This is a genomic window from Mycolicibacterium confluentis (assembly GCF_010729895.1).
GTDB lineage: Bacteria > Actinomycetota > Actinomycetes > Mycobacteriales > Mycobacteriaceae > Mycobacterium > Mycobacterium confluentis.
The window spans coordinates 4363522-4389895 of sequence record NZ_AP022612.1; the positions used below are offsets into that span (position 1 = coordinate 4363522).

A 26374-nucleotide genomic window follows, 5' to 3' on the forward strand; every position below is an offset into this window, starting at 1 on the left:
TCCCCGGTGGGGGTCAGCGGGGCCCCAGCGTGCACAGCCGCCACGTGCCGTCCTCGTTGACGAACTCCGAGGGCGTCTCGATCTTGTCGTCCTCGGAGTTCTCGAAGTGATACACGACGGTCGCCGTCGCGCGGTCCCCGTCGACCGAGATGCCGAGCACGTCATCGACGTAGCGCGCACCTCGGGCGGCCACCGAGGCGCGCTGGTCATCGAGCACCGTGGCCTCGCTGCCCTGCTGCGCGGCGCACGTGCTGGCCTCGAATGCGGGGTAGTCGAGTCGCTGGAGCGCGTCGTTGTGGGCGATCGCGGCCCGCACGACGGCCTCGCGCCTGCTGTCGTCGCCGCCGCGAAACAGCGTCACGACGCCGATTCCGATCACGGCGAGCACAATGATCGCGAGCGCGGCCAGGAACGGCGCGGCGCTGGTTCCGCTGGAGTCGGGCTTGCGGCCGATCATGCGTCGTCCCCGCGAAGTGCCGCCGAGGCCTGCCGGGCCCGTTCCCGAGCCTGCTGAACATCCGGCGCCGTGGCGAGGGCCACCCCGAACCGAGTGCGACTCGGGCCCGGCGTCGCCGTGGGCGCCGGGAACACCAGCACGTCGCTCTCGGGGGTGCGCAGCGCCGCGCCGATGCGCGGCGCCAGATCGGCGCCGGCGGGCGGTTGGTAGGTCACCTCGGCCGCGCCCGGCGAGATCATGATGGTGTCGACGGGCAGACCCAGCGCGGCCCGCGCCTGCAGGTCGAACACCGACAGCCGTTGCGTGCGCGCCGTGACCAGCGCGCTGTCATGAGGCAGCGCGGTGACGTCCGAGAAGTACACCTCGTCACCGCGGACCAGCAGTTCCACTCCGAACACACCCCTTCCACCGAACGCGTTGACGATACGTGCGGCGATCGAGCGGGCCGAATCCAAGGCCACGGGCGTCAACTGCTGGGGCTGCCAGCACTCCAGGACGCCGTCGACGTGCCGATGCCCGATGGGTTCGCAGAACTGTGGTGCGCCGGCGTCGCCGCTGCGCACCGCCAGCAGGGTCACCTCGTGATCGATGTCGACCACCGATTCAGCGAGCACCCGCCGGTGCGCGAACCGCCCGCCCGCCGACACCGCGGCCTCCCAGGCCGGTGCGACGTCGTCGTCGCGCAGAAGCACCGACTGCCCTGCGCCGGGCACCGCGATCAGCGGTTTGACGACCATCGGATAGCCCGCGTGCAGCGCGACGCTCTGCAGTTCCTCGACCGACCCCGCGAACCAGAACGGCGCGGTCGGCAACCCGAGTTCGTCGGCCGCCAGTCGGCGCATCCCCTCACGATCCAGGCTCAGCCGCGCTCGGCGGGCACTGGGCACCACCGTCGCGGACCCGGCCTCAGCGGCCGCGAGCGCGTCCGCGGCGACCGCATCGGTGGCCGACACCACGCAGTCGGGACGGAACCGCTCGATCGCCGCGGTCAGTGCGTCGGAATCGGTGAGCGCGACCACTGCGGACTCGCCGGCGACCTGCAGGGCCGGCGCGTCGGCATGCCCGTCGACGGCGATCACGTGGGCGCCCAGTCGGGTGAAGCCGGCCACCACCTCGCGGCCCAGTTCGGCAGCGCCGAGGAGCAGCACGCGGGGCGGCCGCGGGCCCGGCGTGCCAGTCACTGCCGCAACTCCCGCACGGCCAGCAGGGCTGAACACCGTCGGGCCAGCCTCACGGCGCGCCCCGGTCCGCGAGATGCTGAATGCTGCGGAGGGGGGTACTGCGCATGGTTTCCAGGATAGGGGCACAGCCCCGAGCGGAGGTTTGCCTCGATGTCTGCCCAACTGTTGGTGGTCCTGTTGGGAGCGGTGCTGCTATCGGCGATCTCTCGGCGCTACAACCTGTCCTCCCCGTTGGTCCTGGTGGTCGCGGGGCTGGTCATCGGGCTGATCCCGGCGGTGCCGGACGTCGAACTGGACCCCGAACTGGTGCTGTTCGTGGTGCTGCCGCCGCTGCTGTGGTCGGCCGGCCTGGAGAGCTCGTATGTCAGCCTGCGCCGAAACTTCGCCCCGATCAGCGCGCTCGCGGTCGGGCTTCCGTTGGCGACGACGTTCGCGGTGGGTTTCGTCGCGTATCAGACCGTTCCCGAACTGACGCTGGCCGCCGCGCTGGTGCTCGGGGCGATCGTGGCGCCGCCGGACGCGGTGTCGGCCACGGCGATCGGCCGCCGCCTTGGACTGTCGCGGCGCACGATGACGCTGCTCGGAGGTGAGAGCCTGCTCAACGACGCGACCGCGCTCACGGCGTACAAGGTGACGCTGGGCCTCGCGATCGGCATGGCCGAGAGCGTGCAGCACGCGCTGGGTGTCTTCGCGTGGGCCGTGGCCGGCGGAGTGCTCGTGGGGTTCGTGATCGGCAAGCTGATCGTGCAGGTCCGCAGTTGGCTCGACGATTCGGTGGCCGAGAGCGCCATCGGACTGCTCGCGCCGTTCGCCATCTACCTGATCGCCGAGGAGGTCAACGGATCCGGCGTCCTGGCCGTGGTGGTCGCGGCCCTGGTCCTGGGGCACCGCTCCACCGAGGCCGGTTACGCCACCCGCCTGCAGGATGACGCGGTGTGGCGCGCCGTGCAGTTGCTCCTGGAGTCGTTCGCGTTCCTGCTGATCGGCCTGCAGCTGCCTCAGGTGGTGCGTGAGATGGAGGGCATCCCGGCCGCGACCCTGATCCTGTCGTCGGTCGCGGTGACGATGACGGTGTTGGCGGTGCGGATTGCCTGGGTGTTCGGCTTCACCTACCTGGTTCCACATCCGCGCCACGAAAAGCCGACAGCGGCAGGAACTCTGGTGGTCGCCTGGGCCGGTATGCGCGGCGTGGTCTCGTTGGCCGCGGCCTTCGGCGTTCCGCTGACGACGTTGTCGGGCGCGCCGTTCCCGGGGCGCCCGTATGTCATCTTCCTGACGTTCGTGGTGGTCGTGGGCACGCTGCTGCTGCATGGCCTGACGCTGCCGTGGCTGATCCGGCGTCTCGGCGTCAGCGGCGCCGAGGAGGCGCATTCGGACGCACTGGCCATCGTCGCAGTGCGCACCCGCGCTGCCGAGGCCGCCGAGCGTCGCCTCGATGCGAGGCTCGCCAAGGCACGTGCCGCAGGTAAACCCATGGACTCCTACGACAAGGCCGCGAAGGTGCTGCGCGAGTGGAGCCGGCGGCGACGCAACGAGGTCTGGGAGGATCGTCTCGGCCGCGGCGACGAGGAGTTGGGCCCCGCGCCCGCCGCGGCGTTCCGCCGCCTGCGGTTGGACATGTTGGCCGCCGAACGCGAGACGTTCATCGCCGAACGCGATGCCGACCGCATCGACGACGAGGTGCTGCGCACATTGATGCGCGATCTGGACCTGCAGGAGGCCACGCTCAACCGGTGACGGGCGGTACCTGCAGTTCCTCGGAGAACGACTGCATGGCCTCGACCACCGCCTCGAAGACCCGATGCGCGGCCTCCAAGTCGGTGTCGGGCAGGTCGGCCAGCGCACGGTGGTGGTGAACGGCCAGTGGTGTGAAGAAGTTGCGCGCCACCTCGACGCCGTGGTCGGCGTAGCGCAGGATCACCTTGCGCCGGTCGTCCGGATCGACCTCCCGGGTGAGGTGGCCGGAGGCGATCATCCGCTCCACCAGATAGGTGATGGCCGCACCCGACAGTCCGAGCCGTTTCCGCAGTTCCCCCGCAGTCAGCGGGGTCCCCGCGTCGTGGGCCACCATGATGTCGACCAGCGCGCGAAAGTCATTGCTGCCGAGGTCGTTCTGCGCCGCGAAAACGCGTCCGATCCGTTCGGACTCGGCCGTCAGCGAACGCACGTCGGCACCGATCAGACGTTCAAGATCGTCCCGTGGCGACACCGGCACAGGGTAGCCAGATCGGACAATGTTTAAGCAAATGAACTATCTGGGTACCTTTGGGCCTGTGAGTTGGAGTCGTCTTGCGCATGCCGTCACATCACGTCGATCCTGGCTGATCGCACTGCTGGTCATCCTGGCCTCGGGCGCCCTGATGGGACTCGCCGGCAGTTCGGACTCGTCCTCGCAGTCGCCCATCGCGCTGCCCGACACCGCCGAGTCCGCGCGGGTCGCGGCGCTGATCAAGGAGTTCCCCGGCGGCGACAGCGCGCCGGCGATCCTCGTGGTTACGCGCACCGACGGCGCACCGCTGAGCCCCGAGGACCGCGCCGCCGCCGAGGCCGCCAGCCAACGGATCAAGGGTTCCCCGCCCGCGGTGTCCGAGGACGGCCAGGCCGCGTTGTCGGCCGTGCCTGTGGACTCCAAGCTGTCGGGCTTCGCCCTCACCGACACCGTGACCTCGATGCGCGAGGCCGCGGCCGACGGTCTGCCCTCCTCGCTGCAGACCCAACTCACGGGCGGTCCCGCGTTCGGCGCGGACATCGCCAACGCGTTCTCCGGCGCCAACTTCACCCTGCTGGCCGTGACTGCCGCTGTGGTCGCACTGCTGTTGATCCTCACCTACCGCTCGCCGATCCTGTGGCTGGTCCCGCTTCTGGTGATCGCGATCGCCGACCGCGTGGGAGCCGTGATCGGCGAACGCGTCACGACCGCGGCGGGGCTGATCGCCGACGGTTCCACTGCGGGCATCACGAGCGTGCTGGTGTTCGGTGCGGGCACCAACTATGCGCTGCTGCTGATCTCGCGCTATCGGGAGGAACTGCGCCACACCCGTGAGCACCGGGTCGCGCTGGCGACCGCGGTGCGCACCGCGGGCCCGGCGATCGTCGCCAGCAACGCGACCGTCGTGCTGGCGCTGCTGACGCTGCTTTTCGCGGCGGCGCCCAGTACGCGCAGCCTGGGCCTGCAGGCCGCGACCGGCCTGGTGGTCGCGGCGGTGTTCGCGATCTTCGTGCTGCCGCCCCTGCTGGCGGTGTGCGGCACGCGGCTGTTCTGGCCCTTCATCCCCAATCCGGACGACGAGAGTTCCCAGGACACCGTCGAGACCGGCGTGTGGCACCGCATCGCCGCAGGCGTGGCCGCCCGCCCCGCAGTCGTGCTGACGGCCTCGATCGCGGCGCTGCTCGTGCTGGCCTCGGGCCTGCTCGGGGTGAACACCGGCCTGACCCAGGTCGAGCAGTTCCGGGTCAAGGCCGAGTCGGTCACCGGTTTCGAGGTGCTCTCCGAACACTTCCCGTCCGGTATGACCGACCCGACCACCGTCGTCGGTTCCACCGAAGCGGCCGCGGCGATCCAGCGCGCCATCGACGTCACCGACGGCGTGGTGTCGGCCGCCCCGCGCGGTGAGCACGAGGGCCTCACACAGTGGTCGGTGATCATCAACGCCGACCCGGCCAGCGACGAGGCGTTCGACACCATCACCGCACTGCGCACCGCGGTGCACGACGCCGACCCCGACGCCATGGTGGGCGGCGCCGATGCGACCGCGCTGGACGTGCGCGACTCGGCGAGCCGGGACCAGCTGATCATCATCCCGGCGATCCTGGCCGTGGTGCTGGCGGTGCTGTTCGTGTTGCTGCGGTCGGTGCTGGCACCTGTGCTGCTGGTCGGCGTCACGGTGCTGTCGGCGGTGGCCGCGCTGGGCCTCGGCGGCTGGGTCAGCCTGCACGTCTTCGGTTTTCCCGCACTGGACACCAGCACGCCGCTGTACGCGTTCCTGTTCCTGGTGGCCCTCGGCGTGGACTACACGATCTTCCTGGTGACGCGGGCCCGGGAGGAGACCATGACGTACGGCACCCGCACCGGCATCGTGCGTGCGGTCTCTGCGACGGGCGCGGTCATCACCAGCGCGGGCATCGTCTTGGCCGCGGTGTTCTGCGTTCTCGGCGTGCTGCCGCTGATCGTGCTCACCCAGGTGGGCATCATCGTGGGTCTCGGCATCCTGCTGGACACCTTCCTGGTGCGCACGGTCGTGATCCCGGCACTGTTCACGCTGATCGGGCCGCGGGTGTGGTGGCCGGCCCACTTCGACGCCGACGACCGTGCCGAGGCCGACCAGGCGCCCGGCCACACGCCCCGCCAAGCGGCAGCGCCCCGTCGCGACACGTAAACGTCTGCGACGACACTCCGCGTCGGTGCGCAGAGGTTTACGTCTCGCGCGTTCCGGAGGCGACGACAGGCCTCGGGGTGGCCCGCGCTCGCCGGTTGACGACCACGGCCCGGGCCAACGCCGCCGGGGTCAGCAGCGACAGCGGCGAGCGGGTGCGACTGCCCACAGCCGCCACTCGGTCGGCGGACCGCTGGTCTCGGCCCGCGGCCCCGTACATCAGTCGTTCCAGCCCGTTGAGGCTGCGTCTGCGGCTGTAGTCGATGGTGACCACCTGATGCGGCAACAGCTTTCGGCGGTAGCCCCAGCCCGTCGCGGACTCTACGCGTCACACGGTGTCGTGACGCCTGTCCTCCCCGAAGTGCAGATCGATCACCCCGGCCCGACTCAGCGCCAGCACGCTGACCACCAGCACCCAGGCTGGGAACGCCAGCACCGTCCACATGCTCAGGTCACTGGCGAACAGGAGCGCCACTGCGGCGGTGTACGTGCCGTAAATCATCCAGCGCGGCATCAGGCCGGTCTTGAGCCAGATGGTCGCCAGCGAGATCATGAAGACCGCGCCCATCCGCAGCCCGTAGGTCTTGGAGAACGTCAGCAGCAGAACTCTTCCGAATGCCGCCACCTCGGCGTGCACGGCGGGATCGACCGACACCGCGCGCGTGGCGATCAGCGCGGCGCCGACCGCCGACGTCGCGAACATCATCGCCAGGAACAACAGGCCGCTGCCGAAGAACACCGTCGCGAAGAACCGATCCTCGTACCGGCCCAGGCCGTCGCGCACCACGCCGATGAACCATAGGAAGGCGATGCCGGCGAACGGCATCAGCAGCGACGCCCACTTCAGATGGGTGGTGGCGCCGTCGAGCCACGGGGAGTCCACGTCCGCCCCCTCCGGCACGGCCGTGCGGATCAGCACCAGGGCTGCACCGAACAGCACCGCGAACAGCACGCCGGCCAGGCCGGCCGCGCGTGGAGTGGTCAAGCGACGCAGACTGTTCTGTTTCACCGGGACATTCAAACGCATTGCGCGTCAGACACCCCGCACAACGCCGAGACGGTGAGCGCGAAACCCTGGCTTCAGGGCTGCCCGGCGAGCAGACGGATCATCAGGCCGTTGGCCTCGGCCAACAACTCGTCGTCGGAGTTGCGCAGCTCGGCGTTGACGAATGCCTTGCGCCCCTCGGCTTCTCGGATCCAGCCGCGGGCGTACAACTCGACGTCGATCGGGGTGACCCGGCGGTAGTCGACGTGCAGGAATCCGGTGCGGCTGATCGGCCGGCCCGCGGCGTGGATGACCATGCCGAACAGTGAGTCGAACAGCAGCGGCAGCACACCGCCGTGCACCGCGTAGTTGCCGCCGACGTGGAACCGGCTGAACGTCACGCGCAACCGCACCTCGTCGGCCTCGAACTTCTCGACCAACCACGGCGGTGCGAGCAGGCTGCCCGCGCCGGGCAGATCGGGCACGCGGTTGGCCGGGCCCACGCCTTCACCCGCCTCGAACGGTGCGAGCTCGGACACCAGGGCCTCGGCGCGGTCGGCCACGTCGGTCCAGGTGTCCACGGAGGGGTTGGCCGAGACCGCGAGATCCTGCAGGCGGCGCATCGCCGCCACGAACCGGCCGAACCCCGGACCGGGCTGCGCGGCCTCGAAGACCGGGAAACCGCCATGCCGGTCGTACTCCGGATCCACCCTGCGCGGATCCAGACCGAAGTCGTGACTCACTACCGAGCCGCCAGGATGTCGCGGCGAACGATGGTCTGATCCCGGCCAGGACCCACACCCACGCACGAGACGTGCGCGCCGGCGAGCTCCTCGAGCCGCAGCACGTAGTCGCGCGCCTTGGCGGGCAGGTCATCGAAGTCACGGGCCTCGGAGATGTCCTCCCACCAGCCCGGCATCTCCTCGTAGATGGGTTCGGCGCGGGCGATGTCGGCCTGGGTCATCGGCATCTCGTCGGTGCGCTTGCCGTCGACGCGGTAGCCCACGCAGATCGGCACCGTCTCCAGCGACGACAGCACGTCGAGCTTGGTCAGGAAGTAGTCGGTGATGCCGTTGACCCGTGTCGCATAGCGCGCGATGACGGCGTCGAACCATCCGCAGCGCCTGCGTCGGCCCGTCGTCACACCGATCTCGCCGCCGGTCTTGGCGAGGTACTCACCGTGCTCGTCGAACAGTTCGGTCGGGAACGGCCCGGACCCGACGCGCGTCGTGTAGGCCTTGAGGATGCCCAGGACCGTCGTGATGCGGGTGGGGCCGATGCCCGAGCCCACGGCGGCGCCGCCGGCCGTCGGGTTGGACGACGTCACGAACGGGTAGGTGCCGTGGTCGACGTCGAGCAGCGTGCCCTGCGAACCCTCGAGCAGGACGGTCTCGCCGTTCTCCAGGGCCTGGTTGAGCAGCAGCCGCGCGTCGGCGATCCGGTGCTTGAAGCCCTCGGCCTGCTCGAGCAGGTTGGTCAGCACCTCGTCGGGTTCCAGCGCCTTGCGGTTGTAGACCTTGACCAGCACCTGGTTCTTGAACTCAAGCGCCGCGCCGATCTTGTCCGCCAGCAGACCCTCGTCCAGCACGTCGGCGACACGGATGCCGATCCGGGCGATCTTGTCCTGATAGCAGGGACCGATGCCGCGACCGGTGGTGCCGATCTTCTTGCTGCCCGCATAGCGTTCGACGACCTTGTCGATAGCCACGTGATACGGCATCAGCAGATGCGCGTCCGCCGAGATGAGAAGCCTGCTGGTGTCGACACCGCGCTCCTCGAGCCCGGACAGCTCCGTCAACAGCACACCGGGGTCGACGACGACGCCGTTGCCGATCACGTTGGTGACCCCGGGCGTCAAGATCCCGGACGGGATGAGGTGCAGCGCGAAGTTCTCGCCGCTGGGCAGCACCACGGTGTGACCGGCATTGTTGCCGCCCTGGTACCGCACCACCCATTGCACACGTCCACCGAGAAGATCGGTGGCTTTACCTTTGCCCTCGTCGCCCCACTGGGCGCCGATGAGGACGATTGCCGGCATGGCATAGTCTCCTGCTCGTTTGACCTGATCATTCAGGTCCAGCCGGTGACCCACCATATCCCAGTGAACTGTCAGGAGCCGCCTTGACCGTTGTGTTGCTCTTCGGAGACCGCCGCGCGCCCCGGCCTCTGCGGAGGATGCCGACCGTCCGGGTGACGGATTCGGACGACCCCAAGACCACGATCGACACCGCCACCGAGCAGGCCGAGAGAATCGTGGTGCTGGGTTCCTCGGCCGACCTGTCGACGGTCCTGACGCGCCTGATGCGCACCGAGCGGCTCGACGTCGAGGTCGCCCACGTGACGCGCCGCTGGGGTGCGGGCCGGGCCCTGACGGCAGCCGCACAGCGCGTCCCGCTCATTCGGGACGAGACGGGAACGGTGCTCGTCGGGGCCGCGCAGTGGCTGCCCGCCGACGGCGCCGAGGGGATCGAGGGCGAGGCCATCGTCGACGACACAGTGCTGTTCGACGGGCACGCCCCGGCCCTGCGCGTGGAACCCATCAACGCCATGCCGGGATTGCGCGCCGCCGTCCTGCCCGGCGGCCTGCTGCACAGACCACAGTGGGTGACGGGCCGGGCCGCCCAACTCGGCACCCCGGCGGCCACGGTGATCCGTGACGGCGTGCCGATGTCGCGGCCGGTCAAGCGGTCGACGTTCTACCGGCACACGCAGGGCTGGCTGCGGGTTGGCAGCGCGCGCGAGTAGTTTGCGGGGGTGAACGTGCGTCCCCTGCGCCAATCGGTGCGTCCGAGCCCGATCTTCCTGGCCATCGTGGCCGTCACCGCACTCGGCGGCGTGCTGGCCTGGCTCGCGACCGACACCGTGACCCCACTGGCCTATGCCGGGGTGTTCATCTTTGTGATCGCCGGATGGGTCGTCTCGCTGTGCCTTCACGAGTTCGGGCACGCGGTCACGGCGTGGAGGTTCGGCGATCACGACATCGAGGCACGCGGCTACCTGACGCTCAACCCGCTCAAGTACTCCCACCCTGGGCTGTCGATCGCATTGCCGCTGCTGTTCATCGCACTCGGCGGCATCGGCCTGCCCGGTGGCGCGGTGTACGTCCGCACGTCCGGGATGACGCCACGGCAGCGGACGCTCGTGAGCCTGGCCGGCCCGTTCGCCAATCTCGTGCTCGCGATCCTGTTGCTGATCTCGGTCCGACTGTTCTTCGATGCCGCCCATGCGGTGTTCTGGGCCGGGGTCGCGTTCCTCGCCCTGCTGCAGGTGATGGCGCTGGTGCTGAACCTGCTGCCCGTCCCCGGCCTCGACGGGTACGGCGCCCTGGAACCGCATCTGAAGCCCGAGACCCAGCGCGCGCTCGACGGCTTCAAGCAGTGGGGCTTCCTGGTTGTGGTCATCCTGTTGATCGCCCCGCCGCTGAATCGGCTGTTCTTCGGCGCCGTGGGCGAGGTCTTCGAACTGTCCGGTGTAAACGAGCAGTTCGCCTGGATGGGCAGCCAGCTCACCCGGTTCTGGTCAGCCTGGGTGTGACCCTTGCGATATATGCGTCATTACGCATAGATTGCCGGTATGGGTGCCGGCCACGATCACAGCCACAGTGACTCGCGGGTCAGCCGCATGGTCATCGCCGCCGCGATCCTGGCGGCGTTCTTCGTGCTGGAACTGACCACCGCACTGCTGATCAACTCGATCGCACTGCTCGCCGATGCGGGCCACATGCTCACCGACCTGGTCGCGATGTTCATGGGTCTGACCGCCGTGCTGCTGGCCCGGCGCGGTTCGGCGTCGGCGGCCCGCACCTACGGGTGGCACCGCGCCGAGGTGTTCACCGCCGTGGCCAACGCCGCACTGCTGCTCGGCATGGCCGCGTTCATCCTTTTCGAGGCCTTTGAACGTCTCGGCAACGCGCCCGAGGTGCCGGGCGTGCCGATGATCATCGTCGCCCTGGCGGGCCTGCTCGCCAACGCGGTCGTCGTGGTGCTGCTGCGCTCCCACGCCGAGAGCAGCCTCGCGGTCAAGGGCGCCTACATGGAGGTCATGGCCGACACCGTCGGCAGCATCGGCGTCCTGATCGCCGGCATCGTCACGGTGACCACGACATGGCCCTACGCCGACGTCGTCGTCGCGGTCCTGGTCGCACTCTGGGTGCTGCCGCGCGCGATCGCCCTCGCACGTGCGGCCCTACGGATTCTGTCGGAGTCCTCACCCACCCACATCGACGTCGAGGAACTCCGGAGTGCTCTGCAGGCCGTTCCCGGCGTCACCGGCGTGCACGATCTGCACGTGTGGACGCTCGTTCCCGGCCGCGATATGGCCACGGCCCACCTGACCAGCAGCGGTGACTCGGCTCAGGTGCTCGTCGAGGCCCGGGCCGTGCTGGCCGCGCGCGGACTCGAGCACGCGACCGTGCAGGTCGAACCGCCCGGCGTCGGCGACGACTGCGGCACCGGCAGGGACTGCTGAGCCCAGCGGGTCAGCTCAGGCCGAGTTCGGCGCGAGCCGACGGATCGCAGTCGTCGAGCAGGTCGAGACAGCGCGCGTATTCCGGGGTCTCGCCGATGGTCTCGGCGGCCCGCGCCAGCGCGGCCACGCAGCGCAGGAAACCGCGGTTGGGCTCGTGCGCGTAGGGCACCGGGCCGAAGCCCTTCCATCCGTTGCGGCGCAACTGGTCGAGCCCACGGTGGTACCCGGTGCGGGCGTAGGCGTAGGCCGTCACGGCCTTGTCGTCGTCGAGAGCCTCCTCGGCCAGCGTCGCCCACGCGACTGAGGCCGACGGATGCGCCGCCGCCACGATCGCGGGATTCTCGCCGGCTTCCAGTTCGGCTTCGGCTTCGATGTCACCGGGCAGCAGCACCGGGTCCGGTCCCAGGAGATCACCCATCCGCGTCATGGCGACCATTCTGCCGTGCCGTCGTGCGCGCCTCCCACGCGGTGGCGCCATCGTCGCGGCGCGGTCCCATGGCGCCACTCCTCACCACCTCGCACACCACTTCCCCACGCCCACCGATGCGAGGCGCCATCGTCGCGGCGCTAGGCTTGCGCTCGGACTTACTCAGCCCGCCTCATGAAGTGGAGGACCGCAGCACCGATGTCGAATCCACCTGGGCCCGATCAGGACGACGAGCAGCCTGCGCCGTCTGATCAGGACACCGCGCAAGATCCCTCGCAGCCGGACAACGCCGAGACCGAGATCTTCTCCGCGCAGGAGGATCCCGACACCGCCGCGAACCCGCTGCCCACTGTGGATCCCGGCGAACGCCGGTTCACCGCGCCGTCGGGCATGGACGCGGGCTCGACTCAGGTCATCGACACCGCCCCGGACCCCGTAACCGAGGTCTTCACCGCGGTCGGTGACACCTCTCAGGGGCCCGGACACGCCCCCAAAGTCGCTGCACCGCAAGCCATCCCGGCGCGTCCCGGCGCCACCAAGCCGCCGCGGAATCGGCGCAGCTGGGGTTGGGTGCTCGCGCTGATCCTGGTGATCGCCGCGCTCGCGGCCGTCGCAGTGCTGGGCACCGTGCTGCTGACCCGCAACACCTCGATCGGGGTGTCGCAGGAGGATCGGGTCAAAGACACGATCATGAAGTACGACACCGCGATCGAGAAGGGTGATCTGGCCACGCTGCGCGGAATCACCTGCGGTCAGACCGCGGAGAGCTACAACAACTACGACCAGAAGCAGTGGGATGAGATCCACCGACGGGTCGCCGACGCGGGCCAGTACCCCGTGATCGCCAGCGTGGATCAGGTCGTCGTCAACGGCGAACACGCCGAGGCCAATGTCACGACCTTCATGGAGTCCGACCCCAGCACGCGCTCAACCCGCAGCCTCGACCTGCAGTTCCGCGACGATCAGTGGAAGATCTGCCAGGACGCGGGCAACTGACCCACCCCCGCCGAACGCGGCGTCACTCGATCTCGAGCTCCTGGGCCAGCAACCGCATCAACCGGACGCCACCGATGCTGTTGGCCGAACCGTCGAGCGCCGGGCCGTAGATGCCGACCCCCGACCGCCCCGGGACCACCCCGATCATCGCGCCGGAGATCCCGCACTTCGCCGGAATGCCCACTTCACACGCGTACTGACCGGACTCCTCGTACATGCCGGCGAACAGCATCAGTCGCCGCACCGACCGGACATGGGACGCCTGCAGTCGCCGGCCCATCACCTCGACGTCGGCCCCCTGGGCCAGGACCCGCCCCGCGCGGGCCAGATCGACGACGTCCACCTCGATCGCGCACATTCGGCAGTACGCCGACAGCAGCTCCTCCACGTCGGTCGTCAGCAGGCCCCGACTGCGCAGGAAATACCCGAGCGCGCGGTTGCGGTCGGCCAGCTCGAGCTCGGATCGGGCCATGCCGTCGTTCACGGCGACGCCCGGGTTCCCCGTCACCGCGCGGACGAACTCCACCACCTCCTCGACTCGCCCGTCCGGGCCGTCGCCGGGAAGCATGTCGACCACGACGAGCGCTCCGGCGTTGACGAACGGGTTGACCGGAACGCCGGACTCTCGGACGAACGTCTCCAGCGAGTTGTACGAGCCGATGCCCTGGTCCCGTCCGACACGGCCGAAGACATAGTCCTCACCCCGGTGATGCAGGGCCAGCAGCAGCGTGAAGACCTTCACCACGCTCTGGATTGTGAAGCGCGCGTGATGATTTCCCGCGGTGAACAGCCGCCCGTCGCCATGATCCACCGCCACCGCCAGCTCCTCGCCGCAGGCCCGGCGAAGCCCCGGCAGGTAGGTGGAGACGGCCCCGTCCGCAAGGTGCGGGCGCACCTCGTCCACCAACATCGACAACCAGTCGTCTGCAATCACCGTCATCAGTCACCACTTCTGTGCCGTCGGAAACCGTCTCCTGCGCCTGGCCGGGCCCACTGCATGCGCGTCAGGCCCGGCCAGGGCTCGCTCACTCACGATCTAGAAATAGGGCAGGTGCGCATTCCTGTCCGCGTCTCCGACCGGCAGGTGAGACCGCTCCCATTCCGCACGCTTGGTCGCGGCGTAATCGGTGATGAAGTCCTTGCCGAACACCTGATGGCTCAACTCGTCGGCCTCGAACGCCTCCACGGCCTCCAGAAGCGTCCTCGGCAGGCGTTGGATCTCATCGCGATCAGAGGCCAACTCCGTGATCGGCTCGCCGGGATCGATCTCGTTGGCGATGCCGTCGAGGCCGGCCGCCAGGAGGAACGCACCGGCCAGGTACACGTTCGCCGAGGCGTCGGGGTTGCGCACCTCAATGGCCGGACGGTTCTCCGGCAGGCGAATCATGCACGACCGGTTGTTGGGCCCGTAGGCGATCTTGATCGGTGCCCACGAAACCGACCCGTCGACAAGGCGGGGCGTCAGCCGCTTGTACGAGTTGACCAGTGGGTTGGTGATCGCGGTCAACGCCCGGGCATGCTGGAACAGGCCGCCGACGAAGTACTTGGACTCCTTGGACCACTCCTCCTCGCCGTGGACGGCCGGATTCCCCAGCCTCAGCACGCTTTCGCCCGAACCACCGACCTCGTACAGGCCGAGGTTGAAGTGTGCGCCCGAGCCCCACAGATTGGCAAAAGGTTTTGGCATGAAGCTGACCGCGAGGCCGTGCCGCTTCGCCACCTGATGCATCATCAGGCGGAACAGCGTGAGCCGGTCCGCCATCTGCAGCAGATCCTTGTAGTAGAAGTCGATTTCGAACTGATTCACCCCGCCTTCGGCGCCCAGTGCGAACGCGTCCAGTCCGATCTGCCCCATCGTCGTCACGGCGTCGTCGAGGAAGTCCGCGACGTCATAGGTGGTCTCGACGTCGTATGCCGGACTCGGTTCGATCGCGCCGGTGGCGGTGAGCACCCCGAATCCACCGGAGGTGAGGTCCTCGGGACGGTAGAGGTAGAACTCCGGTTCCACACCCAGCGTGCAGCGATAACCCTGCTCGGCCGCGCGGTCGATCTGCTGTTTGAGAATCGAACGCGGGCACAGCGAGAACGGCTCACCCCTGTCCGACCACATGTCGGCGGCCATCCAGGCGAACCGGGTGTCCCACGGCAGCACCGTGAGCGTGTCGAGGTCGGGAAGGGTGGTGACCTCCTCCTCCACTGGATCCATCGCGCCGATGCCGTTGATGCCGCGCGGCGTATAGCGAGCAAAGCCGGCCATCAGTTCCGGCAGGAGGTGCACTGGGTGACTCTTGGCCCGTGATCTGCCGAAGATGTCGATCCACGACGCCGTGACGTACCGGACACCAGCGTCCGCCAACTCCTTGGCCTTGTCTTTGTGTGCCGGATCGATTGGTCTGAGGGTATCCATATTTCTTGGCTCTCAATTCTTTTCGCAATAGGGACGATCAGGTTCGGTTAGGGACGGAGTCTGACGCTCACCACCTTTCGTGTGCTGCGCACCGCAGCGGCCTAGCCGATCCGCCACCGGCCCCTGCTCATGTCCATCGGCTGAATGGGCATGAAGTCGCCGTACCGCTCCTGAGGAGCACTGGCGATCCGGGCGCCCTTGGGGCCGAAGGTGTATGCCGGTTCGGGGTTGAACTTCAGGAAGGCGACGTAGACCATCGCGGCCACGCAGGTGGACACGATGAAGCCGAAGTCCGCGCCGTCGAACATCTGGGCGCCCGGACCCACGTACCACCCGGTGTTCACGAACAGCATGCCGACGGTCACCGCCGAGACCCACGCGATGACGGCGCGGTGGTTGAGACCGAATGACGACCAGTACCGACCACCCATCTGGCCGCGGTTGTAGACCTGCAGCGAGTCCGGGTCGTAGTAGCCGCGGTTGTTGAAGTAACCGATCAGGTTGATGACACTCCACGGCGCGCCCAGAACGATCAGGATCGCCAGATAGGAGCTCACGATCGCCGAGAGCTGTTGGTAGAAGGCCCCGACGAAGACCAGCGCGGTCGACACGATCGACAGGTAGATGGTGGCCCGAACGCGGCTCAGGCCCGGGACGATCGACGAGAAGTCCAGCCCCATGTTGTAGATGTTGATGACCGCCTGGGCCGTGCCCGGAACGAAGGCGAGATACAGCGCGAAGAACAGGAACCAGTAGGGCACATTGTTCGCGAACTCCGTCGCGTAGGCGTTGATCGGGTCTTTGAAGGTCACCGCCGTGTAGGCGCCGAACATGAACGCGCCACCCATTCCGAAGAATCCGCCGATCCACGCTGCCCTGACTGACTGCTGGGGTGCGAACTTCGTGGTCGAGATGTGCCGCGTCCAGTCACCCACGTACGGCCCGTACGAGTTCACTGTTCCCGCACACGCGAGCATGCCCAGAATCCAGGTCGGCCAGAAGCTCCCCAGTGCGTAATCACCACCGGCGTAACTGGGGTCGAAATCCCGAGCCGCGATGAAGACGTAGACGATCATGATCGTCCCTGCTGTGGGCACCATCCACTTGGTGAAGGTGACCATGTTCGCGTGACCCAACACGGCGATGACGGTCATCACGACCGCGACGAGCGCGTAGGCCAGGATCAACAGCACCACGGTGGTGGTCTGACTCTCGATACCGAAGATCCGGACAACGCTGCGGGCCAACACCTCTCCGGCCGCCCAGATGCACAATGCGGCGAAGACGATGTCGGCTGTGATGCCCAGTGCCGAGCCGATCATTCGGCCCAGTGCACCGAAGTGCGCACCACTGGCCACCGGATTGTTGCTGCCACTTCGAAGTCCGAGCAGTCCCATCGGCGCCATCAGCGTCGCACCGATCGCCGAGCCGACAACGATCGCACTCGCTGAGGCCCACCAGCCGAGGCCCAGCGACACCGGGACCCAGCCGATGACGATGATGCCGAACGTCATGCTCCCGCCGAACAGAATCCACAACAGATTCCGCGGCTGGGAGTGGCGATCCTCATCGGGGATGTATTCGATTCCGTAGCTTTCGACCTTGCCGACGGCGTCGATCTTCGCCGCAACGGCCTGGGTGCCCTCCTGGGCGACTCGTTCTTGCATATCGGATTCCTTCGGTTTACCGGGATTGGATCAGAGTTCAACTGGGGGCGGGTCGTCGGCTATCCCGCCCTGAGCGCCTCCCATGCGCTCAGGAAGGGCCGCATCGGAGCCCGCGCCACCCCTCCTCCGATCTGCCGGCCGGAGCGGCCTGCGATGCCGATGTCCAGATACGGTGTGACGCTGCCAGACTCGGCGATCCTGGCCACATCCAATCCCAACGGGGTGCCGCGATAATTCAGAACCGGGATCAGGAAGTCAGGACTCTCGGCGACGGTGATGTCGTACATCGCTGTGGTCCGAGCGAGCATCGGCGCAACCTGCCCGCCGCTCGACCGCTGCAGGGGAAGACCTGCGGCCTGCGCGATCCCGCCCAGGCCGACCACCTCGGTGATGATGCTCTCGCCGCCCATGAATTCGATGTCGCTCTCGTCGAACCCCGGCTCGAGGCGGTGGTCCTCGAACGTCGGCAACGGGCCGGTGAACCAGGTGTCGCCTGTTCCTGAAACCTGGATTCCGAACTCTTTGCAGGAGAAGCCCATCGCGGTGACCACGCTGGAGTCCTCGTATCCGCGCATCGCGTTGGCCATCACCTTGCTCGCCGCCATGGACAGACGCAGGAAGAAGTAGTCGTCACACAATGCTGTCAAGGCGTATTCGAGGTCCAGGCCCAAGTTCTTGGCCCCGATCAGCAGCCGGCGCAGGAACAGCAGGGTGGCGGCGGCGTTGCGACTGTGCAGTTCATCGCCCATGGTGAGCGCGCGGGCCATTATCGGCTTGAGCCGCAACGGTTCCGATTGCACACTGACCAGGCCGTCCAGCGCGGGCGCCACCTGTAACCGCAGGGTCTCCAGATTCTCTCTGGTGGCCGCGGTGTAGGTGCCGTAGTTCAACCGGTCCGCGCTGTCCCCCTCGTAGAGCGTGCAGTACGCGCGGTCACCGGTCCTCTCGTCGGCAACCACCGCCACCGGCATCGACGCGGTGGTGACACCGGCCAGCGACCCCACACAACCGAACTCCTGGCAACCCCGGACGGTGATGTCGCCGCGCTCGAATGCCGCCACCGCAGCGGCTTCGTCGTCGGCCAGACCCTCGTACAGCGCGCCTCCGATGACCGCCGCGCGCTGTCCCCCGGTGTAGGCGCGGAATGGCAGGGTCGGGCCTGAAGTCAGCACGGTCGTGCGCGGCAGGCCCATGGCTCGGTGTGCGCTGTGAATTGCGACCAGAACCGGCTCGACGGCCAGCAGTGCATCCACCGCGGCACGGTTGGCCTTCTCCCGCGTACCCGACATTCCACGCCTTCCTGATAAAACGTTTTGGCACTGTCACGAATGGTCCGGCAGTTCTTGTGCGCGAGCCCATCTGGGCCCGCGCCCCACATCCGCCAAATGGTTTTGGCTGAATGGCGTGTGACGCTACTCACGTCATCGCATGGCTGTCAAGGGGGTCACAATGCGTGCGCACCGGCACTGGAAGCCCGCGCGATGAACTCCGTGGGGATCAACCGCCCCGAGTCGGCGTCCGACCCGTTCTCCAGACGGTCGATCAGCAGTTCGGCCGCGGTTTCGCCGGTACGGAACGGAAAGAGGTTGGTCGCCGAGATCTGCGGCGAGGTCAACGTCAGCGACATGCTATCCACCGCCGAGGCGACAGCTAACTCATCGGGAACCCGAACCCCGGCGCGGGCCGCCGCGTCGAGCAGCGCCAGCGCAAGGTCGTCCGAACTCGCATACACCGCGTCCGCGCCCACACCGGACAACTCCACGATCGCGTGGTCCAGATCGGCGCGGTTCAGCGAATCCACCGCCACCACAGATTCGGTCGCCTCGTGCTCGGCGATCCAGTTTCGATACCCGGCGAGGACGTCGTTGACGTAGGAGCGCTGCGTGGTGTCGGTCAGCAGCGCGGGGCGGTGTCGTCCATGTCCCGCAAAGTGATCCATCACCTGACGCGCCGCGTCGGCATGGTCGTTGTCGACGGTCAGCACGTTGCGCGTCCGGTGCAGAGCGACGCCGATCGTCACCATGGGGACGTCACTGCGGAACACCTGTTCGTCACCCTGCGGGTCGACGATGATGGCACCGTCGATGGCAAATCCGTTGAGAATGCTGGACTTCCCCCCGGAAGGCAACACCACCAGCGCGTACCGCAGACTGTCGGCCACCGCCGCAGCCCCGTTGATGAGCTCCAGGAAGTAGGCCGAGTGCGGCAGTGCCGGCCCCTGAGCCAGGCCCAGATCCGGCATCTGGATCGCAATGATCCGGCTGCGCCTCGTCACCAACTGCTGGGCGTGCACATTGGCCTGGTAGCCCAGCTCGCGGGCCGCCTCGAGGACACGATCACGCGTCTCCTCGGCGATGCGGCCGCGATTGTTCAGCACATGGGAGACGGTCGTCGGCGACACTCCCGCGGCCGCGGCCACGTCGACAATCCTTGCCACGGGTCAACGATAGCGAAGTGTGACCCCGCCCATACCAACGAACGTGACGGATATGGGCCGACGCGAGCCGGTTTCAGTGCATATCCGTCACGTTCGACGCAACGCTTAGCCCGCCGAGACGGAGCGACCCGCGCTGTGCAGGTCGTTGCAGGCCTCGATGACACGCTCGGTCATCGACGCCTCAGCCTTCTTCAGGTAGCTGCGCGGGTCGTAGACCTTCTTGTTGCCGACCTCGCCGTCAACCTTGAGCACGCCGTCGTAGTTGGAGAACATGTGTCCGGCGATCGGGCGGGTGAAGGCGTACTGCGTGTCGGTGTCGACGTTCATCTTCACCACGCCGTAGCGCAGCGAATCCTCGATCTCGGACTTCAGCGAGCCCGAACCGCCGTGGAAGACGAAGTCGAACGGCTGGGCGTCATCGGCCAGGCCCAGCTTCGCGGCGGCGACCTTCTGGCCCTGCGCCAGGATCTCCGGCTTGAGCTTCACGTTGCCCGGCTTGTACACGCCGTGCACGTTGCCGAACGTCGCGGCCAGCAGGTACTTGCCGTTCTCACCGACACCGAGGGCGTCGATGGTCTTCTCGAAGTCCTCGGGGCTGGTGTACAGCTTCTCGTTGATCTCGGCCTCGACGCCGTCCTCTTCGCCGCCGACGACGCCGATCTCGATCTCCAGGATGATCTTGGCTGCGGTCGACAGCTTCAGCAGTTCCTGGGCGATCTGGAGGTTTTCGTCGATCGGCACGGCCGAGCCGTCCCACATGTGCGACTGGAACAGCGGGTCCTGGCCCTTGGCGACGCGCTCGGCCGAGATGGCCAGCAGCGGGCGGACGAAGCCGTCCAGCTTGTCCTTGGGGCAGTGATCAGTGTGCAGCGCGACGGTGATCGGGTACTTCGCGGCGACCACGTGCGCGAACTCGGCGAGCGCCGTGGCGCCGGTGACCATATCCTTGATCCCAAGTCCGGAGCCGAATTCCGCACCGCCCGTGGAGAACTGGATGATGCCGTCGCTGCCGGCATCAGCGAAGCCCTTGATGGCCGCGTTGATGGTCTCCGAGGACGTGCAGTTGATCGCCGGGAACGCGAACGAGTGCTCCTTGGCGCGGCCCAGCATCTCGGCATAGACCTCAGGCGTGGCGATGGGCATGGGGACTTTCTCCTTCAGCGTTAAAGCCTGCAGCGGTTGTCCCTGGCAGTATCGCAGGAACCTTTTCTGTATGGCCTACCGGAGTCGATGCCTGCTCACACCGTAAGCACCATCCGGTAGCGCGCCCGGCCCGATTCCATCTCCGCGTATGCGTCGGCGGCCTCGGCAAGTGGGCGCTCCTGCACCACGGCCCGCACCCCGGATTGCACCGCGAACGCCATGGTCTCCTCGACGTCGCGGGCCGTGCCCGACGGGTGTCCCGACACCGACAGGCCCGCGGTGATCAGGTCCAGCGGGCTGATCGGCAGCGGTTCAGGCGTGACGCCGATGGTGACCAACTCGCCCTGCGGCGCCAGTCCGCCGACGGTCTGGCCCATGGCCGACGAACTCGCCGCCGTCGCGAGCACCACGACGGCCCCGCCGAGCTTCTGCAGTTCGGCCGCCGGGTCACCGGCCGTGGAGTCGATGTAGTGGTGTGCGCCCAGCTCCCGCGCGTCGTCGGCCTTGGCCGCTCCCCGTGCGATCGCGACGGTCTCAAAGCCCATCGCCCGCGCGAACTGCACGCCCAGGTGTCCCAGGCCGCCGATACCCAGAATCGCCACCAGGTCGCCGGCCTTGGCGCGAGTGTTCCGCAGGCCGTTGAACGTCGTGACGCCCGCACAGCCCATTGGCGCGGCCTCGACGAAGGACAGCTCGTCGGGGATCCTGGCCAGCGCGGTGGCCGGGGTGATCACCGACTCGGCGTACCCGCCGGCGTAGTGCAGGCTGGGCACCTGAAGTGCCACGCACTGCATGAACTGTCCCTTACGGCACGGGATGCAGCGGGTGCAGTTGCCGCCGAACCAGCCCACCGCGACGCGGTCGCCCACCTCGAAGCCCTCGACACCGTCGCCGATCTCCACGAGCGTGCCCGCGATCTCATGCCCCGGCGTCACGGGCCAGGCCAGGCCGGGGAAGCCGCCGCTGACGATGCCGTGGTCGGTGCCGCACACGCCGCACGCCGCGACCGCGATCCGGACGTGGCCAGGTGGCGGCGATTCGGTCTCGACCTGCACCAGAGTCAGCGGTTGACCTGCGGATTCGACGTGCACTGCGGTGTGGGTGGCCATCCGTTGAACCTATCGCCGGTGCGGCGCGCGCGGAAGGTCTGCGGCGCCGCGTTTACCGGGACGTATCCCGACGCCGGTATGTTGGGGCCTCATGACCAGCACGACCCTGGCGCTCATGCCGGACTTCTTGGATCCGATCAACCTGATCAACTCGTTCGGCACCTTGGCGCTGCTGGGAATCCTGGTGGTGGTGTTCGTCGAGTCCGGGGTGCTGTTCCCGGTGCTGCCCGGCGATTCGCTGCTGTTCGTCGCGGGCATGCTGGCTGCGGGCTCGGCCGCGGCCGCCACCGAGGGCGCCGATCAGGCCAACTTCCAGCTGTGGCAGCTCCTGCTGTTCATCCCGATCGCGGCGGTGCTGGGCAGCCAGGTGGGCTACTGGATCGGGCGCAACCTCGGCACCGCGATGTTCAAGCCCGACAATCGCTTCCTCAAGCAGAAGTACCTGGACGAGGCGCACGCGTTCTTCGAACAGCGCGGCCCGTTCGCGATCGTGATCGCCCGCTTCGTGCCGATCGTGCGGACGCTGGCCCCGATCACCGCGGGCGCGGCGCGGATGAACTACGGCGTGTTCACGATCTTCAACATCGTCGGTGCCCTGGTCTGGGGCGTCGGGCTGACGCTCCTGGGCTACTGGTTGGGCCAGTTCGAGATCATCCAGAAGCTGCTCGAGCCGATCTTCATCCTGATCGTGCTCGTGTCCGTCGCCCCGATGTTCATCGAGTACTTCAAGCGCCGGCGCGCGGCGAAGAACGCCTCGAACGGCGCCGAACCGGCCGCCTGAGCCGGCCCGGCCGCCTGACCGCCTAGTTCAGCTTCAGCACCTTCGCCAACTCGCGCAGTGCGGGCCGCGGGTCATCCGTCGGGGAGTTGCCCAGCGCCTGGATGACGACGTGGTCGGCGCCGGCGTCCAAGTGTGCGGTCACCACCTCCGCGGCCTGCTCGGCCGAGCCCATGCCCACCAGGGCACGGGCCAGCCGGTCTGAGCCGCCACGCACCAGGTCGGACTCGTCGAACCCCTGCCGCAACCACGAGTTGCGGTAGTTCGGCAGGCCGCTGTAGACCTCGAGATGGAGGTGCGCACGACGCAGTTGGTCCTCGTCGTCACCGCCGATCGCGACGGCCTGCTCCGACACCACCCACTTATCGGTGCCGAGGATCTCCCGGGTGACGCCGGTCTGCGAGGGCGTCACGAGGTACGGATGCGCGCCATCGGCGTGGCTGCCGGACAGCTCGATCATCTTTGGCCCCAGCGCGGCCAGCAGGCGCGGCGGACGGCCGACGCCGGGTTCGATCTGCTCGGGCAGTGCGGCCATCCGCTCCAGGTAGGTGCGCATGGTCGCCAGCGGCTTCTCATAGGTGCCGCCGAGGGCGCGTTCCACCAGCGGGCCGTGGCTGACCCCGAGGCCGAGCACGAAGCGGCCCGGATGCAGCGCGGTCAGGGTGCGGGCGCCGGCCTCGGCCGCCGAGGGCAGCCGGACGTGGATGTTGGCGATGCCCGTGCCGATCACCAACCGCTCGGTGCCCGCGAGGAACGCCGCGGACTGCGTCAGGCACTCCTTGGCGGCGGTCTCGGGCAGGAACAGCGAGCCGAAGCCGAGTTCCTCGATGTCGCGGGCCACCTGCTGAGCCTCGGCCATGGGCCAGGTGTCCGACGCCCACCAGACGCCGATACGGGACGGGAAATCGATGCGGGTGCGTTCGGTCACGCCTACAGATGCTAGGTGTCGTCGTGGTGGATGCGTCCCGCGGTCTCGGCCAACGGGCGGCCGTCGCCGCCCCAGCGCCGCGCGATGACCTCAGCGGCGATCGACACCGCGGTCTCCTCAGGCGTCCGCCCGCCGAGGTCCAGGCCGATCGGACTGCAGAGCCGGGACAGTTCGACGTCGGAGAGACCGGCCTCGCGCAGTCGCTGCACCCGATCCTCGTGCGTGCGACGCGAACCCATCGCGCCGATGTATGCCAGGTCGGGTATGCGCAGGGCGACCTCCAGCAGGGGGACATCGAACTTGGGGTCGTGGGTCAGCACGCAGATCACGGTGCGGGAGTCGACGGCGCCCGCCTCGACTTCGGCGGCCAGATACCGGTGGGGCCAGTCGACGATCACGTCGTCGGCGGTGGGAAACCTTGCCGCCGTGGTGAACACCGCGCGGGCGTCGCACACCGAGACCCGGTAACCCAGGAAGGAGCCCTGCGCCGCGACGGCCGCGGCGAAGTCGATCGCACCGAAGACCAGCATGCGCGGCCGCGGCGCACAGCTGGACACGAACACCTCCATGCCCTCACCGCGGCGCTGCCCGTCGGGGCCGTAGGTGAGCACCTCGCTGCGCCCAGCCGCGAGCAGTCCACGCGCGTCGTCGGTCACCGCGGCATCGGCGCGCGCCGATCCCAGCGATCCGTCGACATCGTGCGCGCGGACGATGAGTCGATGCCCGACCCACTCCGGGTCGGGATGGGCGATCACCGTGGCCACCGCGACCGGCACGTGCGCTTCGATGTCCGCGGCGACCTGCTCCAGCTGCGGAAAGCTGTTCTGCGACACCGCTTCCACGAAGATGTCCAGGATGCCTCCACAGGTCAGCCCGACCGCGAACGCGTCGTCGTCACTGACGCCGTAGCGCTGCAGGACGGGCCCGTCACCCGCGGCCACCTCGGTGGCCAACTCGTACACCGCACCCTCGACGCAGCCGCCGGACACCGAACCCGTGACCGTCCCGTCCGGAGCCACCAGCATGGCCGCGCCCGCGGGTCGCGGCGCGGACCGGAATGTCCGCACCACAGTGCCGACGCCCGCGGTGCCACCCGAGCGCCAGACTGCTAAGAGGTCGCTCAGCACGTCACGCACGATGCCATCTAACCGCAGCGCGCGGCGTCACTCGCGACCAGCCTCCAGCGCACGGATCAGGCTCGCGGCGTCCCAGGGCCCCTGGTGACGACGGCCGTTGACGAAGAACGTCGGCACCGAGTTGAGGTCCATCACCTCGGCGTCCTGCGCGTCGTCCTCGACGGGATGGCGCACGCGCGGAGACCGCAGGTCCTCGTCGAACGTCCGGATGTCGCAGCCGACGCTGTCGGCGTAGCGGTAGAGGTGCTCCCATTCCAGATAGTCCTGGAATCGGAACAGCGTGCGGCTCATCTCGAAGAACTTGCCCTGCAGCGCCGCGGCCTCGCTCGCAAGCGCGGCGTCCATGGCCCGCGGATGGGGGTCGGCCAGCGGCAGATGCCGCCACACGTACAGCAGTTGGTCGCCGAAGTGCGCCCGGACCTCGTCGATGGATCCGGTCGCACGACTGCAGAACGGGCATTCGAAGTCGCCGTACTCGACCAGCACAAGCGGCGCGTCCGGGTTGCCCCGAATGTGGTCGCGGTCCGGATCGACGGGCCGAACCAGCTTGGCGCCCACCGCCTCCGGTGGACTCATCCGGTCTGTGACCCGAAGGATCGTCCAGCCCAGCAGGAAGGCCGCCGCCGAGGCCACCAGCACACCGACCCGGGCCTCATCCTGTTTGACGGGGTCGGTGATCGCCAGGTCGATGATGAACAGCGAAATGGTGAAGCCGATGCCCGACAGCGCGGCCCCGCCGGCCACGCGGCGCAGCGTCAGGCCCGGCGCGAGCTGGCCGATGCCGAGGGCACGCACCAGCGCGGTCGCACCCGTGATGCCGATGAGCTTGCCCACCACCAGGCCCGCGATGATGCCCCAGGTCAGCGACGAGCCCATGGCCGCACTGATGGTCGCCTGGTCGAGGCGCACACCGGCGTTGGCCAGCGCGAACAGCGGCAGCACGACGAACGACACGTACGGGCCGAAGCCCGTCTGAAGCCGCTCGTTGATCGAGATGGACTCGCGCAGCGTGCGCGCAGCGTTACGGGCGTACTCGGAGTTCGGTGACTGCCGGAATGAGCGGATGACGTCGACGGCCTCCTCGACGCGTTGCCGCTGCGGCCGGAACACCGGGATCAGCAGGGCCACACCCACTCCGGCCAGCGTGGGGTGCACGCCGCCGAGCAGCAGCGCCGACCACAGCAGGAACGCCAGCGCGCAGTACGCGGGACCGCGCCACGCGGGCAGCAGCCGGACCAGGGCAATCGCGACCAACACCAGGCCCGCCACGACCAGCGGCCAGATCCGCAGTTCCTCGGAGTAGAACAGCGCGATCACCAGCAGCGCACCGACGTCGTCGACCACGGCCAGAGTCAGCAGGAACGTGCGAAGCCGGGCCGGATGCTTGGGCCCGATGATGGCCAGCGCACCCACCAGAAAGGCTGTGTCGGTGGAGATCACGACACCCCAGGCCCGCGCGTCCTCGCCGGAGTTGAACAGCAGAAACACCACGGCGGGGACGATGAGTCCGGCGACGGCCGCCAGCACCGGCACGACGGCCCTGGCCCGGTCGGTGAGCTCACCGATGGTGAACTGGCTGGTCACCTCAAGGCCGACGACGAAGAAGAAGAACGCCATCAGCGCGTCGTTGACGAAATGCTTGACCGACATCTCCGCGTGCAGAGATCCGAAGCTCACACCAATCTCGGTGTTCCAGAACGTCGTGTAGGTGTCGGCCCACGGCGAGTTGGCCCAGACGATCGCCAGCACCGTGAACACCAGAAGCATTGCTGCGGCAGTGTTTTCACCACTGCGGGGAGCGGTGGGGTCGCGGCCGAGCCGGCTCGGCAACAGCCGGGCCAGTATCGGCAGACTGCTGGAGCTCGACTGATCAGCGGTCACAC

Annotated in this window: 25 protein-coding genes; 7 read left to right on the forward strand and 18 right to left on the reverse strand. The window is 68.2% G+C overall.

Going from position 1 to position 26374, the window contains the following annotated elements; genetic code table 11:
- Positions 1–13: 13 nt before the first annotated feature.
- Complete coding sequence (locus G6N34_RS20685) at positions 14–457, reverse strand: Rv0361 family membrane protein (protein WP_085151640.1); 444 nt, start codon at positions 455–457, stop codon at positions 14–16.
- Positions 454–1638, reverse strand: a complete 1185-nt coding sequence (purT, locus tag G6N34_RS20690) for a formate-dependent phosphoribosylglycinamide formyltransferase (protein ID WP_234812870.1) — start codon at positions 1636–1638, stop codon at positions 454–456. Before purT ends, G6N34_RS20685 begins: the two co-directional genes overlap by 4 nt.
- Before the next feature lie 150 nt (positions 1639–1788).
- Here purT and G6N34_RS20695 point away from each other — a divergent pair, with 150 nt between their 5' ends.
- Positions 1789–3375 (forward strand): Na+/H+ antiporter, encoded by a 1587-nt coding sequence (locus G6N34_RS20695; RefSeq protein ID WP_085151641.1) that lies wholly within the window; start codon positions 1789–1791, stop codon positions 3373–3375.
- On the opposite strand, the gene G6N34_RS20700 is transcribed toward G6N34_RS20695, so the two are convergent.
- Complete coding sequence (locus G6N34_RS20700) at positions 3365–3853, reverse strand: MarR family winged helix-turn-helix transcriptional regulator (RefSeq protein ID WP_085151642.1); 489 nt, start codon at positions 3851–3853, stop codon at positions 3365–3367. The genes G6N34_RS20695 and G6N34_RS20700 overlap by 11 nt on opposite strands.
- Before the next feature lie 145 nt (positions 3854–3998).
- Here G6N34_RS20700 and G6N34_RS20705 point away from each other — a divergent pair, with 145 nt between their 5' ends.
- Positions 3999–6014, forward strand: a complete 2016-nt coding sequence (locus tag G6N34_RS20705) for an MMPL family transporter (RefSeq protein ID WP_234812878.1) — start codon at positions 3999–4001, stop codon at positions 6012–6014.
- 37 nt (positions 6015–6051) lie between these two features.
- Here the strand turns inward: G6N34_RS20705 and G6N34_RS20710 are convergent, their stop codons facing one another.
- Genes G6N34_RS20710 through G6N34_RS20725 form a run of 4 tightly spaced genes read right to left on the reverse strand, consistent with a single transcriptional unit; the run spans position 6052 to position 9034 of the window.
- A complete protein-coding gene (locus G6N34_RS20710) occupies positions 6052–6297 on the reverse strand; it encodes a hypothetical protein (RefSeq protein WP_207576321.1) in 246 nt (81 codons plus the stop codon).
- 42 nt (positions 6298–6339) lie between these two features.
- Complete coding sequence (locus G6N34_RS20715) at positions 6340–7038, reverse strand: hypothetical protein (protein WP_085151645.1); 699 nt, start codon at positions 7036–7038, stop codon at positions 6340–6342.
- Positions 7039–7091: 53 nt separating this feature from the next.
- Positions 7092–7739 carry a PaaI family thioesterase gene (locus G6N34_RS20720; protein ID WP_085151646.1) on the reverse strand — a complete coding sequence of 216 codons (648 nt, stop codon included), beginning with the start codon at positions 7737–7739 and terminating at the stop codon, positions 7092–7094.
- Positions 7739–9034 (reverse strand): adenylosuccinate synthase, encoded by a 1296-nt coding sequence (locus tag G6N34_RS20725; RefSeq protein WP_085151875.1) that lies wholly within the window; start codon positions 9032–9034, stop codon positions 7739–7741. The genes G6N34_RS20720 and G6N34_RS20725 overlap by 1 nt, the downstream gene beginning before the upstream one ends.
- A gap of 137 nt (positions 9035–9171) precedes the next feature.
- Here G6N34_RS20725 and G6N34_RS20730 point away from each other — a divergent pair, with 137 nt between their 5' ends.
- Genes G6N34_RS20730 through G6N34_RS20740 form a run of 3 tightly spaced genes read left to right on the forward strand, consistent with a single transcriptional unit; the run spans position 9172 to position 11463 of the window.
- Positions 9172–9741 carry a hypothetical protein gene (locus G6N34_RS20730; protein ID WP_234812879.1) on the forward strand — a complete coding sequence of 190 codons (570 nt, stop codon included), beginning with the start codon at positions 9172–9174 and terminating at the stop codon, positions 9739–9741.
- 9 nt (positions 9742–9750) lie between these two features.
- The gene (locus tag G6N34_RS20735) at positions 9751–10530 is read left to right on the forward strand and encodes a site-2 protease family protein (protein ID WP_085151648.1); all 780 of its coding nucleotides are present in this window, start codon (positions 9751–9753) and stop codon (positions 10528–10530) included.
- A gap of 39 nt (positions 10531–10569) precedes the next feature.
- On the forward strand, positions 10570–11463 hold the full coding sequence (locus G6N34_RS20740) for a cation diffusion facilitator family transporter (protein WP_085151649.1): 894 nt from the start codon (positions 10570–10572) through the stop codon (positions 11461–11463).
- A 10-nt stretch (positions 11464–11473) separates the two neighbouring features.
- On the opposite strand, the gene G6N34_RS20745 is transcribed toward G6N34_RS20740, so the two are convergent.
- The gene (locus tag G6N34_RS20745) at positions 11474–11890 is read right to left on the reverse strand and encodes a DUF3151 domain-containing protein (RefSeq protein WP_085151876.1); all 417 of its coding nucleotides are present in this window, start codon (positions 11888–11890) and stop codon (positions 11474–11476) included.
- 198 nt (positions 11891–12088) lie between these two features.
- Here G6N34_RS20745 and G6N34_RS20750 point away from each other — a divergent pair, with 198 nt between their 5' ends.
- Positions 12089–12886 carry an Rv0361 family membrane protein gene (locus tag G6N34_RS20750; RefSeq protein ID WP_085151650.1) on the forward strand — a complete coding sequence of 266 codons (798 nt, stop codon included), beginning with the start codon at positions 12089–12091 and terminating at the stop codon, positions 12884–12886.
- A 22-nt stretch (positions 12887–12908) separates the two neighbouring features.
- On the opposite strand, the gene glsA is transcribed toward G6N34_RS20750, so the two are convergent.
- The 7 genes from glsA to G6N34_RS20785 form a co-directional block, all read right to left on the reverse strand.
- Positions 12909–13826: a glutaminase A gene (gene glsA, locus G6N34_RS20755; protein WP_085151651.1), complete on the reverse strand. Its 918-nt coding sequence runs from the start codon at positions 13824–13826 to the stop codon at positions 12909–12911.
- Between the two features lie 96 nt (positions 13827–13922).
- Positions 13923–15293, reverse strand: a complete 1371-nt coding sequence (locus G6N34_RS20760) for a glutamine synthetase family protein (RefSeq protein WP_085151652.1) — start codon at positions 15291–15293, stop codon at positions 13923–13925.
- A gap of 101 nt (positions 15294–15394) precedes the next feature.
- Complete coding sequence (locus G6N34_RS20765; protein ID WP_085151653.1) at positions 15395–16960, reverse strand: purine-cytosine permease family protein; 1566 nt, start codon at positions 16958–16960, stop codon at positions 15395–15397.
- Between the two features lie 59 nt (positions 16961–17019).
- Complete coding sequence (locus G6N34_RS20770) at positions 17020–18249, reverse strand: YlbE family protein (protein ID WP_085151654.1); 1230 nt, start codon at positions 18247–18249, stop codon at positions 17020–17022.
- Between the two features lie 155 nt (positions 18250–18404).
- The gene (locus tag G6N34_RS20775) at positions 18405–19397 is read right to left on the reverse strand and encodes a LacI family DNA-binding transcriptional regulator (RefSeq protein WP_085151655.1); all 993 of its coding nucleotides are present in this window, start codon (positions 19395–19397) and stop codon (positions 18405–18407) included.
- 105 nt (positions 19398–19502) lie between these two features.
- Positions 19503–20558, reverse strand: coding sequence for a class II fructose-bisphosphate aldolase (gene fbaA / locus G6N34_RS20780; RefSeq protein WP_264016750.1), 1056 nt, complete (start codon positions 20556–20558; stop codon positions 19503–19505).
- Positions 20559–20635: 77 nt separating this feature from the next.
- Positions 20636–21649, reverse strand: coding sequence for an alcohol dehydrogenase catalytic domain-containing protein (locus tag G6N34_RS20785; protein ID WP_085151657.1), 1014 nt, complete (start codon positions 21647–21649; stop codon positions 20636–20638).
- A gap of 91 nt (positions 21650–21740) precedes the next feature.
- On the opposite strand from G6N34_RS20785, the gene G6N34_RS20790 reads away from it, so the two are divergent.
- Positions 21741–22430: a DedA family protein gene (locus tag G6N34_RS20790; RefSeq protein WP_085151658.1), complete on the forward strand. Its 690-nt coding sequence runs from the start codon at positions 21741–21743 to the stop codon at positions 22428–22430.
- 22 nt (positions 22431–22452) lie between these two features.
- On the opposite strand, the gene G6N34_RS20795 is transcribed toward G6N34_RS20790, so the two are convergent.
- The 3 genes from G6N34_RS20795 to nhaA are packed head-to-tail and all read right to left on the reverse strand — an operon-like array spanning position 22453 to position 26342.
- Complete coding sequence (locus tag G6N34_RS20795; protein WP_085151659.1) at positions 22453–23355, reverse strand: LLM class F420-dependent oxidoreductase; 903 nt, start codon at positions 23353–23355, stop codon at positions 22453–22455.
- A gap of 11 nt (positions 23356–23366) precedes the next feature.
- The gene (locus G6N34_RS20800; protein WP_085151660.1) at positions 23367–24491 is read right to left on the reverse strand and encodes an XdhC family protein; all 1125 of its coding nucleotides are present in this window, start codon (positions 24489–24491) and stop codon (positions 23367–23369) included.
- Between the two features lie 27 nt (positions 24492–24518).
- Positions 24519–26342 carry a Na+/H+ antiporter NhaA gene (gene nhaA / locus G6N34_RS20805; protein WP_264016751.1) on the reverse strand — a complete coding sequence of 608 codons (1824 nt, stop codon included), beginning with the start codon at positions 26340–26342 and terminating at the stop codon, positions 24519–24521.
- Positions 26343–26374: the final 32 nt, after the last annotated feature.

Coding starts and splice junctions, on each gene's coding strand:
- G6N34_RS20685 (WP_085151640.1), bottom strand. CDS start 457: ATGATCGGCCGCAAGCCCGACTCCAGCGGAACCAGCGCCGCGCCGTTC.
- G6N34_RS20695 (WP_085151641.1), top strand. CDS start 1,789: ATGTCTGCCCAACTGTTGGTGGTCCTGTTGGGAGCGGTGCTGCTATCG.
- G6N34_RS20705 (WP_234812878.1), top strand. CDS start 3,999: ATGGGACTCGCCGGCAGTTCGGACTCGTCCTCGCAGTCGCCCATCGCG.
- G6N34_RS20715 (WP_085151645.1), bottom strand. CDS start 7,038: ATGCGTTTGAATGTCCCGGTGAAACAGAACAGTCTGCGTCGCTTGACC.
- G6N34_RS20725 (WP_085151875.1), bottom strand. CDS start 9,034: ATGCCGGCAATCGTCCTCATCGGCGCCCAGTGGGGCGACGAGGGCAAA.
- G6N34_RS20730 (WP_234812879.1), top strand. CDS start 9,172: ATGCCGACCGTCCGGGTGACGGATTCGGACGACCCCAAGACCACGATC.
- G6N34_RS20740 (WP_085151649.1), top strand. CDS start 10,570: ATGGGTGCCGGCCACGATCACAGCCACAGTGACTCGCGGGTCAGCCGC.
- G6N34_RS20745 (WP_085151876.1), bottom strand. CDS start 11,890: ATGACGCGGATGGGTGATCTCCTGGGACCGGACCCGGTGCTGCTGCCC.
- G6N34_RS20750 (WP_085151650.1), top strand. CDS start 12,089: ATGTCGAATCCACCTGGGCCCGATCAGGACGACGAGCAGCCTGCGCCG.
- glsA (WP_085151651.1), bottom strand. CDS start 13,826: ATGACGGTGATTGCAGACGACTGGTTGTCGATGTTGGTGGACGAGGTG.
- G6N34_RS20760 (WP_085151652.1), bottom strand. CDS start 15,293: ATGGATACCCTCAGACCAATCGATCCGGCACACAAAGACAAGGCCAAG.
- G6N34_RS20765 (WP_085151653.1), bottom strand. CDS start 16,960: ATGCAAGAACGAGTCGCCCAGGAGGGCACCCAGGCCGTTGCGGCGAAG.
- G6N34_RS20770 (WP_085151654.1), bottom strand. CDS start 18,249: ATGTCGGGTACGCGGGAGAAGGCCAACCGTGCCGCGGTGGATGCACTG.
- G6N34_RS20785 (WP_085151657.1), bottom strand. CDS start 21,649: ATGGCCACCCACACCGCAGTGCACGTCGAATCCGCAGGTCAACCGCTG.
- G6N34_RS20790 (WP_085151658.1), top strand. CDS start 21,741: ATGACCAGCACGACCCTGGCGCTCATGCCGGACTTCTTGGATCCGATC.